Source organism: Photobacterium sp. GB-72 (assembly GCF_003026095.1).
GTDB lineage: Bacteria > Pseudomonadota > Gammaproteobacteria > Enterobacterales > Vibrionaceae > Photobacterium.
In genome coordinates, this window is record NZ_PYNV01000010.1 from 127,872 (window position 1) to 139,896 (window position 12,025).

13 protein-coding genes are annotated in these 12,025 nt (G+C 42.7%); 12 read left to right on the forward strand and 1 reads right to left on the reverse strand.

What is annotated here, in order from left to right; translation table 11 throughout:
- The first annotated feature begins 67 nt into the window (after nucleotides 1-67).
- From pilM to dam, 9 genes are all read left to right on the forward strand, one after another.
- Nucleotides 68-1,051 (forward strand): type IV pilus biogenesis protein PilM, encoded by a 984-nt coding sequence (gene pilM, locus C9J40_RS12795; RefSeq protein ID WP_107207492.1) that lies wholly within the window; start codon nucleotides 68-70, stop codon nucleotides 1,049-1,051.
- Nucleotides 1,048-1,653, forward strand: coding sequence for a PilN domain-containing protein (locus C9J40_RS12800; protein WP_107207493.1), 606 nt, complete (start codon nucleotides 1,048-1,050; stop codon nucleotides 1,651-1,653). Before pilM ends, C9J40_RS12800 begins: the two co-directional genes overlap by 4 nt.
- A gap of 1 nt (nucleotide 1,654) precedes the next feature.
- Nucleotides 1,655-2,269, forward strand: coding sequence for a type 4a pilus biogenesis protein PilO (locus C9J40_RS12805; RefSeq protein WP_107247105.1), 615 nt, complete (start codon nucleotides 1,655-1,657; stop codon nucleotides 2,267-2,269).
- Between the two features lie 3 nt (nucleotides 2,270-2,272).
- The gene (locus tag C9J40_RS12810; RefSeq protein WP_107207495.1) at nucleotides 2,273-2,788 is read left to right on the forward strand and encodes a pilus assembly protein PilP; all 516 of its coding nucleotides are present in this window, start codon (nucleotides 2,273-2,275) and stop codon (nucleotides 2,786-2,788) included.
- Nucleotides 2,789-2,819: 31 nt separating this feature from the next.
- Complete coding sequence (locus tag C9J40_RS12815; RefSeq protein WP_107207522.1) at nucleotides 2,820-4,526, forward strand: type IV pilus secretin PilQ; 1,707 nt, start codon at nucleotides 2,820-2,822, stop codon at nucleotides 4,524-4,526.
- Nucleotides 4,527-4,912: 386 nt separating this feature from the next.
- Nucleotides 4,913-5,431, forward strand: a complete 519-nt coding sequence (gene aroK, locus C9J40_RS12820; protein ID WP_105061105.1) for a shikimate kinase AroK — start codon at nucleotides 4,913-4,915, stop codon at nucleotides 5,429-5,431.
- A 24-nt stretch (nucleotides 5,432-5,455) separates the two neighbouring features.
- A complete protein-coding gene (gene aroB / locus C9J40_RS12825) occupies nucleotides 5,456-6,535 on the forward strand; it encodes a 3-dehydroquinate synthase (protein ID WP_045083869.1) in 1,080 nt (359 codons plus the stop codon).
- 13 nt (nucleotides 6,536-6,548) lie between these two features.
- Nucleotides 6,549-8,186, forward strand: coding sequence for an AAA family ATPase (locus C9J40_RS12830; RefSeq protein ID WP_107247107.1), 1,638 nt, complete (start codon nucleotides 6,549-6,551; stop codon nucleotides 8,184-8,186).
- A gap of 114 nt (nucleotides 8,187-8,300) precedes the next feature.
- On the forward strand, nucleotides 8,301-9,158 hold the full coding sequence (gene dam / locus C9J40_RS12835) for an adenine-specific DNA-methyltransferase (RefSeq protein ID WP_107207497.1): 858 nt from the start codon (nucleotides 8,301-8,303) through the stop codon (nucleotides 9,156-9,158).
- On the opposite strand, the gene C9J40_RS12840 is transcribed toward dam, so the two are convergent.
- Entirely contained in the window at nucleotides 9,159-9,365 is a 207-nt protein-coding gene (locus tag C9J40_RS12840) for a DUF2970 domain-containing protein (RefSeq protein ID WP_107207498.1), read from the reverse strand.
- Between the two features lie 178 nt (nucleotides 9,366-9,543).
- Here C9J40_RS12840 and rpe point away from each other — a divergent pair, with 178 nt between their 5' ends.
- The 3 genes from rpe to trpS all read left to right on the forward strand — a co-directional run bounded on the left by rpe (nucleotide 9,544) and on the right by trpS (nucleotide 12,018).
- The gene (gene rpe / locus C9J40_RS12845; protein ID WP_105061101.1) at nucleotides 9,544-10,218 is read left to right on the forward strand and encodes a ribulose-phosphate 3-epimerase; all 675 of its coding nucleotides are present in this window, start codon (nucleotides 9,544-9,546) and stop codon (nucleotides 10,216-10,218) included.
- Complete coding sequence (locus C9J40_RS12850) at nucleotides 10,218-10,904, forward strand: phosphoglycolate phosphatase (RefSeq protein ID WP_369918984.1); 687 nt, start codon at nucleotides 10,218-10,220, stop codon at nucleotides 10,902-10,904. Before rpe ends, C9J40_RS12850 begins: the two co-directional genes overlap by 1 nt.
- Before the next feature lie 91 nt (nucleotides 10,905-10,995).
- Entirely contained in the window at nucleotides 10,996-12,018 is a 1,023-nt protein-coding gene (gene trpS / locus C9J40_RS12855) for a tryptophan--tRNA ligase (RefSeq protein WP_107247110.1), read from the forward strand.
- The last annotated feature ends 7 nt before the right edge of the window (nucleotides 12,019-12,025 follow it).

Genomic DNA, 12,025 nt, shown 5'->3' on the forward strand with positions numbered 1-12,025 from the left:
AATTAATGCCGTTGATGGTGTTTATTCGAAATAGTTTGTTTTTTCGCCACATGGGAGCATAACACGGATGTTTCGGAACCCATTAAGTATTGGGGTAGATATTGGTAGCCATAGCATAAAAGCTGTGGCGCTACAGCAGAAAAAAGATCAGTTTGAATTGGCTGCATACGCTGAAGTTGAATTAACCAAATCGGTAATCAATGAACAGCATAATGTAAATGCGACAGCGCTGTTGTCAGCAATACGTCAATTAAAGAAACAACTGCCGTGGCAAGCCAAAAACGTTACTTTAGCCTTACCTGATAGTGCTGTTATCAGCAAAGTTGTTCAACTCGATACCAGTCTCAATGAAGATGAGGCTGAGTTTGCTATCGTCCAAGCATTGGGCGCTGCGTCCCCTTTTCCTGTCGAAGAGTTGTGGTTTGATTACTTCCCCATGGTGAGTGAGCGTTTCTCAGAAGCTGCCACTACAGCACCATATCAAGTCTTTGCTTCTCGTAAAGAAACCATCGATAGCCGCGTTACTGTTTTAAAGAAAGTTGGCTTTAAACCAAAAGTCGTTGAATTACAGACCAACGCATTGTTATGGCTAACCGAATATTTAGCTGAGATAGGCAGCCAGTATACGCAGTGGGGACTGGTTGATGTCGGTAAATGCCATACGGAATTTTGCATGAAACCGGAAGGTAGCAATGCTTACCACCGTGAAATTCGCTTTGGTACTAGTCAATTTGAGGATTCACCATATCAACAAGAGGCTGAAGAAGAGAATACTGTTGAGCGTTTTACCGAACAATTTGCTGAACAATTAAAACGCCAAATCCAGCTTTATAACTCAACACATCCTCGCTGTAGCATTAAAGGGTTATGGCTTGCTGGTGGTTGTCAGTCCTTGATTTCAGATGCGCTATTAAAGCAGTTAGTGGGACTAGAGGTTGTTTGGATCAAACCGTTTGAACATTTTAGCCAGCCGAAGAAAGTGACATTACCGAGTGATATGTCGAGTCAATATGCTGTCGCGACCGGATTAGCGTTACGGGGGATGGCATGATCGATAAATTAAACCTTCTGCCATGGCGTGAAGAACGTCGTAAGCAACATAAACAGCGTTTTATTGGGCTTATGGCTTCTGCGGTGTTGGTTGCGTTTTTAGCGAATTATGGGGTAGTTCAATACCTAGATTTGCAGCAACAACAGCAACAAGCCCGTAATGACCAATTTCAACAGGAAATTGATTTACTCGAAAAACGATTAGCCTTTCTACCTAAGTTAGAAGAGCAGCGTAAAGCGATTCAGCTGAGGCTAAACGTGATTGCTGATATTCAACAATCACGTAATCGCGCAACGCAGTTATTGAATCAATTACCGAATGTTGTACCTGGCGGTGTCTATCTTGAATCATTAAATTTGAACTCACAACGAGTCGGCATTAAAGGGGTGGGGGATTCTAACGGTCACTTAGCCGCATTACTGGGTGGGGCAGAGCAATCTAAATGGTTCATTAATGTTGATATGCATTCATTGGTGACAACCAAAGGTAGTCAGTCTGAACAGCTTTCTCAGTTCAATGCTTCTTTTGATTTAACTGTGCCTTCTTTTGCGCAACCAAAAGTAAATAAAGTCGCAAAAAAAGACATTAATAAGGGGAAGTGATATGGCTGATTGGCAAGAACTTGAATTAGATGAAATCACTGAATGGCCTTTGCTGCCTCAATGTATTGTGGCAACGGTCTTGGCTGTGGCGTTAAGCGCGTTTGGTTATTGGTATTGGGTTAGCCCTAAAAATGATCAGCTTGAGCAAATGAAACAAAAAGAGCAGACCCTTAAGTCCCAGCTAGTCAGTCGAGCTTCACAAGTCGCTGCACTGCCTCGGGTTAAAGAGCAAGTTGCAGAATTAAACCGTCGTTACAATGAAATGATTGAGCAGTTGCCGGAAGAGCAAGAACTTGCGAGTTTGCTCGCGGGAATTAATGATATCGGTGTCAACAATGGTTTGGTGTTTCAATCAATCAAATGGGCACCCAGAGTTGAGCACGAGTTATATTACGAATTACCTATCAATATGCAGTTGACGGGGAATTACGAGCAAATTGGTAAGTTTGCGGAAGCTATTGCGCGCTTGCCTCGTATTGTGAACTTAAACAATGCTGAGTTAAGTCGCGTTAAGCCGTTAGGTCAGCCTGATGAAACCTTGTCTTTGAAAGTCTCTGCAACGACCTATCGTTTCAAGACACCAAGCCAAGAAAAGAACAATAGTGATGAGGGCTAAGCTATGAAAAAAGTAGTGTGGTTATTACCTATTGTTATTGGTTTAGTAGGGTGTCAGGCCAATGATGATTCTGTCGCAGAGTTTATCGCAACGACCCATAACGAAGCAAAGGCGCGAGTTAAGCCTTTGCCTGAGCCTTTTGTCTTTGAGGCTGAAAAGTTTGTAATGACCAGCAAACGAGTACCGTTTGTTAAACCAATTCCAGAGCAGTTGCTGGCCAAGAAAGAGACGGGCGAGTGTTGGCAACCACAACTTGATCGTCAACTCAGTAAACTTGAAAACTTTGCGTTAGAAAAACTCTCAATGAAAGGGGCAATTGGAAACAAAAAGCAACTTTGGGGACTAGTTTTTACACCTGAAGGCGACTTGATGAAAATTAAGCCCGGTCAATATATTGGTCTTAATCGCGGCAAGGTACTTACAGTTAGCGACAAAGTAATTGAAATCGAAGAAACATTACCAGATGGCAAAGGATGTTGGCTTAAACGACCGACTAAACTGGCGCTAGTTCAGCAGTAATCAAGGATAAGTTATGAAAGGGAATGTGTGGATGTTAAGCCGCCAGTATCTAGCAACACTTTGGCTGTTATGCTGTGGGGTATTAGCTTTTCCGAGTGTTGCTGCTATACCTGCAGCTGGAATGATTGATAATCAGATTCAAGCTATTGATTTTCGTCGTGATGGAAAAGGACGAGGGGTATTAACCGTTCGTTTAGATAAGCCGCAGTCGTTAGTTGATTTACGTCGTAATGGTAACAAACTGCAGTTAGATATTTTTGATACTGTACTTAAAGATGACATGATTTATACGCTTGATGTCGTTGATTTTGCAACGGTTGTTAATAGTATAGAAACTATGCGTGTATCGAACGGTGCGCGCTTAATTTTCACTATGAAAGGCAGTTACGATTATGATTACAATCTTCGTGGTAAGCGTCTTGAAGTGATCATTGAAAAGCGTGTGAAAAAAGCGGTAAAAGGCACCAGCTCTAACGCCAAGATCAATTACAAAGGCAAGCCGATTTCAATTAACTTCCAAGATATCCCTGTGCGTAATGTTCTGCAGCTAATTGCTGATTATAACGACTTTAACTTGGTTGTCTCGGATTCGGTTAGTGGTAATGTCACGCTACGTCTTGATGATGTACCTTGGCCGCAAGTGTTAGATATTATTCTGCAATCAAAAGACTTAGATAAGCGAGTGCGTGGTTCTGTGTTATTGGTTGCCCCTAAAGCGGAACTTACAGCAAGCGAACATCAGGTAATGGAAGCGAAGCGTAAGCAACAAGAGTTGTTGAGCCTGCGTTCTGATTTGATTCAAGTGAACTATGCGAAAGCAACGGACATTGCAGAGCTTTTAAGCGGCAGTACTGATGGTGTTGGGATGCTCTCTGAACGTGGTTCATTGCATGTTGATGAGCGTACCAATGCACTTATCATCAAAGATACCCCTGATAATATTCGTAGTATCAAAGATATTGTGTCATCACTTGATATTCCGGTTAAGCAGGTACAAATCGAAGCGCGTATTGTCACCATTAATGAAGGTGATATTGATGAGCTTGGTGTGCGTTGGGGGGTCTCGAAAGTGAATGGCGATACCACTGTTGGCGGTTCAATTGAAGGTAACTTAGCAAGCTCTGGCCTATTGGGTGAAGATGCAAGCGTTGATGATTTTCTTAACGTTAATCTAGGTGCTGGCGCTGGTGCCGCTTCAATAGCGTTCCAGGTTGCAAAGTTAGGTAATATCTTACTTGATTTAGAGCTATCGGCCTTACAGACTGAAAATAAAGCAGAAATTATCTCTAGTCCTCGTTTGATGACCACTAATAAGAAGACGGCGTATATCGAGCAAGGTACAGAAATTCCGTATTTAGAAGCGTCATCCAGTGGTGCAACATCGGTATCGTTTAAAAAAGCAGTACTGAGCTTAATGGTTACACCACAAATTACACCGGATGATAAACTCGTGTTAGATCTTGAAGTGACTCAAGATAACAAGGGTGAAGATGTCCCTACCGGTACGGGCACTGCGATTTCTATTGATACTCAGCGTATTGGTACTCAAGTACTGGTAAATAATGGCGAGACAGTGGTTTTAGGCGGTATTTACCAACACAGTATGACCAACGTGACACGTAAAGTACCGTTATTGGGTGATATTCCAGTATTAGGTGCATTATTCCGTCATAAAATGGAACAAATGGGTAAGCGTGAATTACTTATCTTTGTGACACCTAAAATTGTTATTCAGTAGTCTTTACTGGTAATCAACAAACCTTAAAAATTTAGCTACACTGTTATAGCAGCGGATGGATCCTTATTAAATTAGTTCCATCCGTTGTTTTTTTGGACTATATAATTATTATTTTGCCATATTCATGCTCAGCAATAGCGGAATTACAAGGTTATTACGATTGACCTTAGACCGCTGCTGAGCCATTATGGCGACCTCTTTGGGTAGGACAGGCATAATAAAATACTGATTAGGAGTGACTAGCGCTTGCAATGTAGCTATCAGTCCTGAGATAATTTTCTGTCTTATCACGAATTATATGTGAGGAACTTGGCGCCTCGGGCTTATTAATTAAATAGAGCCTGCGGGTGGTGTCGTTTTATTAACCGCGCGTAAAATTGCTAAAAATGGCTGAAAAACGAAATATTTTCTTGGTCGGCCCAATGGGTGCCGGCAAAAGCACTATTGGTAGACACCTTGCACAGCAGCTGCATATGGAATTCTTTGACTCAGATACAGTTATTGAAGAACGTACAGGTGCTGATATTAGTTGGGTCTTTGATGTGGAAGGTGAAGACGGGTTCCGTGTTCGCGAAGAAGCCGTTATCGACGATCTAACACAAGAGCAAGGCATTGTTCTGGCAACAGGTGGTGGTTCTGTTAAAACTAAAGAGAACCGTAATCGCCTTTCTGCACGTGGTATCGTAGTTTATCTAGAGACGACTATCGAGAAGCAACTTGCTCGAACTCAACGCGATAAAAAGCGTCCTCTACTTCAAACTGATACGCCTCGTGAAGTGCTGGAAGCACTTGCAGAAGAGCGCAATCCATTATATGAAGAAGTCGCTGACTACGTTGTTCGCACTGATGATCAAAGTGCGAAGGTAGTGGCGAACCAAATCATCAAAATGCTAGAAGAGCGTTAATCAACAAAAAGAGAGAAGCTGACCATGGAACGGATCAATGTCAATTTAGATGACAGAAGCTACCCTATTTCAATTGGCGCCGAGTTGTTTTGCAACTCGGCGTTGTTTGCATCTGCGATTCCTGCGGGAAAGCGGGTGGTAGTGGTCAGTAACGAAACTGTTGCCCCGCTGTATGCACAGCAGGTAATGGAAACCATCAGTTCATTAGAGTGCCAAGTGGCATTACTTTCTCTCCCTGATGGTGAACAATACAAAACGTTAGAGACTTTTAATCAAATCATGACTTTCTTACTTGATGGTAATTATGGTCGTGATGTTGTGATTGTAGCGCTCGGTGGCGGCGTCATTGGTGATGTCGTGGGCTTTGCTGCTGCAAGTTATCAACGTGGCGTAGATTTTATTCAAGTACCTACAACATTACTTTCTCAAGTGGACTCATCTGTTGGCGGCAAAACCGCAGTGAATCACCCATTGGGTAAAAATATGATAGGCGCTTTTTATCAGCCCAAAGCGGTAGTGATTGATAATCACTGCTTACAAACCCTACCTGAACGTGAGTTTGCAGCGGGAATGGCTGAAGTGATCAAGTATGGCATTATTGCCGATCACGACTTTTTTGTCTGGTTAGAAGACAACATTGAACGCTTACAAGCACTCGATAACGATGCATTGTGTTATGCCATTGCACGTTGTTGTCAAATTAAGGCAGATGTTGTTGCGGCTGATGAAAAAGAATCAGGTGTACGAGCTTTACTTAATCTCGGTCATACATTTGGTCATGCGATTGAAGCAGAGATGGGCTATGGTAACTGGCTGCACGGCGAAGCGGTGTCGGCAGGCACAGTACTAGCGGCTAAAACTGCGGCAATACAAGGCCTTATTAGTGATGACGATGTAGCGCGAATTATTCGACTGCATGAGCGAGCAAAGCTACCGGTAATCGCACCTGAAACAATGGGCTTCGATGATTTTATTAAGCACATGATGCGCGATAAAAAGGTATTATCAGGCCAGCTACGATTGGTTCTACCGACATCCATTGGCAGTGCTGAAGTCGTGTCTAACGTGACACATGAAGTATTGCGGGATGTGATTAATCACTAAGTCGTGGTTATTCATGCGTAGCACACTAGAGGCAAAAAACTTGGATCTGGATAGCCAGATCCAGTTGCTCTCTCGAGTACAATTTATTACTCGATTTAGCTCTCATCTTATTTTATTGAATGGTACGCAGGGCTCAGGAAAAACATGGCTTGCACATCAATACCTCGAAAACTATGCCCAACATGCTGAACAAGCATTGCTGACGTGCACAGATGATCAAACACTGCTGCAACAACGAACACTGCTACTGCAACAATTTCATTCAACCCCAATGTTTAACGAGCAAGATTCGTTAAGTCAAAGTGCTGAGCATTTACTGCCTGAAAAGATCAACTTCGTTATTATTATTGATAATGCACACTTTTTAGCGCCTGAATTACTTGCTGAATTATGGGCACTGGTTCGTCAAACAGAAATGCATTCTGGTTGGCAAATTAATGTATTGCTCTTTGCTGATCCTAATGCCATCACTCAGCCATTCGGCGATATTGTTCGTACAATAGGGCCGGCCTTACTTGAGTTAGACATTAGTGAGTTAAGCCCTAATGAAATTAGTCAGTTTAGCGAGATGTTACTCAATGATGAGCAACTCGGAAGTCAGCATCGACGAGACATTAAGTCACGATTAGCTAGAGTTGAACCTCGCCCTGGTGCATTACAACAATTACCACAACAGGACGTGACTGCGATGAGTCAAGGATCACGACGTTTACCCCCGGCGCAACTGTTAATAGGGTTGATTGCCATAGTGTGTATCAGCATTGTGGGATGGTTTGGATTTAAGGCATTACAAGGCACAAAGACAACAAAAGTTACGTCTGGTGAGACTTTTCTTGCATCTAAGGCTGAGCCTATTGTGGCCGATACCATCGAGAGTACAGGTAGTGGTATTGTTATTGATGAAACGCCATTACCAACAGAGATCCATAGTGAAGGGCTGACGGTGGGACGTGCTGAAAATGAAGCGCAACGGGTAGTTGTACCATCACCACTGATTGATGCGATACTTGATGAGCAACGTGTTGGTGGTACAGGCGAAAGTGCTGCCAAAGAATTTACCCAAGAGGTGCTAGACGTACCTGCTCAAAGTGAGCCTGTTATATCTGATGGTGTAGCGACACAGACTCGTCAGCAAGCCACTACAGGCAATGCGGTAACACTCGAAGATGAGACTGACGTAAAAGCCCAAAGCACGTCAGCGATTAGTATTAAGTCACATGATTCAAGCGCTTTACCTGCATCTGCTGTTAAGATAACAGAGCCCAAACTAAAGCTCTCTGCAACGACAATGATTGCAAAGTCAGATAGTAAACCGCGACTGCCGAAAAAAGAGGGGGCTGTTCAAACGCCGATTAAGCTTGCTAATACGGCCTCTATACTCGCGATAAATAAAAGGCATTATGCTATTCAATTGTCAGCTTCGATGAGCTGGAATGAAACTAAAGCCTTTGTTGAAAAGAATAAAATCCAGTCTTCTGCTCGTATTTATAAAACACGTCGAGACGACAAAATATGGTTTATTGTAATTTCGGGTGATTACACAACAGCGACTCGGGCACGCTCGGCAATAAAAGCCTTACCGAAGCAATTAAAAGCGTTAAGCCCGTGGCCTAAATCATATCGAAAAATTCAACAAGAAATAGAACGTTGAAAATAAAGCTGTGAGGGCAGTTATTTACGTGAATTGGTATCGGTAGAGGGTAGAAATGAGGTACAATCCGCGACCTTTCGTGACAATATTGCTAGTGTTGGTGGGTTTAGCTTAATGAAAAAGCATCGTGCATTCCTAAAATGGGCTGGGGGTAAATACTCTCTCGTTGAGGATATTAAACGACATCTACCGCCTGCGCGTAAATTGGTTGAGCCTTTTGTTGGGGCGGGGTCGGTTTTTCTTAATACCGATTACGACCATTACTTATTGGCCGATATCAACCCTGATCTGATCAATCTTTATAACATCCTCAAGCATGAGCCTGAACGCTATATTGAAGATGCACGTAAACTTTTCACGCCTGAATACAATAATAAAGAAGCGTATTTGAAAATTCGTGAAGAATTTAATGCGAGTGATGATCCGTATTTACGCTCATTGTATTTCTTATACATGAACCGCCATGGTTTTAACGGCTTATGTCGTTATAACAAAAAAGGTGGCTTCAATGTGCCGTTCGGCTCGTATAAAAAACCTTATTTCCCTGAAGCTGAAATGTATTATTTCTCGGAAAAAGCAAAACGAGCTACGTTTGTCTGTGAAGGTTATCTCCAAACATTTTCACGCGCGAGAAAAGGGTGTGTGGTGTACTGCGATCCGCCTTATGCGCCATTATCTAGCACGGCTAACTTTACCTCTTATTCTGGTAATGGCTTTAGCTTAGATGATCAGGCCACCCTTGCTGACGTTGCAGAAAAAGCGGCAGCAGAGCGAGATATAGCGGTGTTGATTTCTAACCACGATACAGCACTAACGCGTCGTTTATACACAGGAGCAGATCTTTCTGTGGTTAAAGTAAAACGTACCATTAGCCGCAATGGTAGTGGGCGCAATAAGGTCGATGAGCTGTTAGCTTTATTCTCTGTTTCAAGCACAGAGCAGGCGCCCGCGTTTGCTTCTGAAGAAGAATAATTAGATCGCCGTTGCCCATTGCGCAACGGCAATGATTGCCATAATCATTGCGCCAATAACTACAATCCCCGCAACAATAAATGACCATGGGCTTGATTGTTTAAAATCATGCTGCCGATTATTATCTGATTGAACGCCAAATAACGCCGCTAACACACTCACAATAACTTGTAATGGTGTGCTTTTCTTTGACTTAGCTATATTCATCTAGCCTCTTCTTCTTCCCCTTTTTACTGAGTGTAGTGGCTTGTCTCATCATTTTGATCAACTGAAGTAATAAATAAATCCATTGGGACAATATTTCACGGTTCGGGTAGAATTATGGCAATTTATTGAGCTTGGTTTTCCAAGTATCAGGTTTTGTGTATCGAAGAGAGGCAAGTACATGAAGGACTTCTTGATTGCTCCATCTATCTTATCGGCTGATTTTGCACGTTTGGGTGAAGATGTTGACAAGGTGTTAGCTGCGGGTGCAGACGTTATTCACTTTGATGTTATGGATAATCATTACGTGCCTAATTTAACGTTTGGTGCGCCTATCTGTAAGGCTCTTCGTGACTACGGTATTACCGCACCGATTGATGTGCATTTAATGGTAAAACCGGTGGATCGCATTATTCCTGATTTTGCTAAAGCTGGCGCAACGATGATCACGTTTCATGTTGAAGCGTCAGATCATGTTGACCGTACTTTACAACTGATCAAAGAACATGGTTGTAAAGCGGGTGTGGTTTTTAATCCGGCAACGCCACTCCACCACCTTGATTACATTATGGATAAAGTCGATATGATTTTATTGATGTCAGTGAATCCAGGTTTTGGTGGTCAATCTTTTATTCCAGCAACACTTGATAAACTACGTGAAGTTCGTAAACGTATTGATGCATCAGGCCGTGATATTCGTCTTGAAATTGATGGTGGCGTCAAAGTTGATAATATTCGAGAAATTGCAGCTGCTGGCGCAGATATGTTTGTCGCGGGCTCTGCCATTTTTAATGAACCTGATTATAAAGTCGCGATAGACAAAATGCGCGCAGAATTAGCTGAGGCTAAATGCTAATGGTATTTGAAAACATCAAGTTTATAGCGTTTGATTTAGATGGCACATTACTCGATAGCGTACCTGATTTAGCGGATGCTGCTGATAAAACGATGCGTCACCTTGGACGAGAAGGCGTGACCGTAGAGCAAGTTACCACTTGGATCGGTAATGGTGCTGATATTTTAATTGGTCGCGCATTAAGTCGAAGTGTTGATGTCGATCCAACGATTGATCCAGAGCTGCAAAAAGAAGCTCGCCAATTATTTGATCACTACTACGAGCTTGGCGGTCATGTAAAAAGTGCATTGTATGCAGATGTAAAAGCGACACTCGCTGCATTTCATCAAGCGGGTATGTCAATGGCGATTGTAACCAATAAACCGTCGCAATTTGTCCCGCATTTACTTGAAGAGCATGGCATCAGCGAGTATTTTGTTGATGTGATTGGTGGCGATACTTTCCCACTGAAAAAACCAGATCCTTATGCACTGCATTGGTTAATGGAAAAACACAATATTGCCGCGTCTGAGATGTTAATGGTGGGTGATTCTCGCAATGATATCTTGGCAGCAAAGGCTGCAACATGTCATTCGTTGGGTTTAACCTACGGCTATAACTACGGTCAGCCTATTGCAGAGAGTGCACCTGATGTTGTGTGCGATCACTTCAAGCAATTAGCAAATGTGGTTAAACTAGGCGACTAGTACATTCCAGTGTACACTGGCTAACAAAGTAAAAAGCGGGAGTATGCCTCTCGCTTTTCTATGAATAAGAAACTAACAGGATTGTCTGATCATGAGTAAACCCATTGTATTAAGTGGCGTACAGCCTTCTGGTGAATTAAGTATTGGTAACTACCTAGGTGCGCTGCGTCAGTGGGAACAGATGCAAGACGATTACGATTGCCAATACTGTGTGGTTGATTTGCATGCCATTACAGTACGTCAAGATCCTAAAGCGCTGCATGAAGCAACATTAGATGCATTAGCGATTTGTTTAGCGGTGGGTGTTGATCCACAAAAGAGCACGTTATTTGTTCAGTCACATGTGCCGGAGCATGCTCAACTAGGCTGGTTATTAAACTGTTACACCCAAATGGGTGAGCTAAGTCGTATGACGCAGTTTAAAGACAAATCAGCGCGTCATGCGAATGATGTAAACGTGGGCTTATTCGGTTACCCAGTATTGATGGCAGCTGATATTTTATTATATGGCGCACATCAAGTACCTGTAGGTAGCGATCAGAAGCAGCACTTAGAGTTAGCTCGTGATATTGCTACACGTTTTAATAATTTGTATGGCACAGAAGAAAGTCCAATTTTCCAAATTCCTGAGCCGTACATTCCATCGGTTGGTGCGCGTGTCATGAGCCTACAAGACGCGACTAAGAAAATGTCGAAGTCTGATGATAACCGTAAGAACGTGATCACTTTGTTGGAAGATCCAAAATCGATTCTTAAGAAGGTTAACAAAGCACAAACTGATGCAGAAACACCACCACGCATTGCATTTGATACCGAGAACAAAGCAGGGATCTCAAACCTAATGGGTCTGTATTCAGGCGCAACAGGTAAGACGTATGCTGAAATTGAAGCACAATATGCAGGCGTTGAAATGTATGGCCCATTTAAGAAAGATGTTGGTGAAGCATTAGTTGCTATGCTTGAGCCAGTACAAGCAGAATACCATCGTATTCGTGCTGATCGTGCTTACCTTGATAGCGTAATGAAGCAAGGTGCTGAAAAAGCCTCTGCACGTGCGGCTGAAGTACTGAAAAAAGCATACCAAGCGGTAGGCTTTGTTGCTCGCCCTTACTAACGAGTAA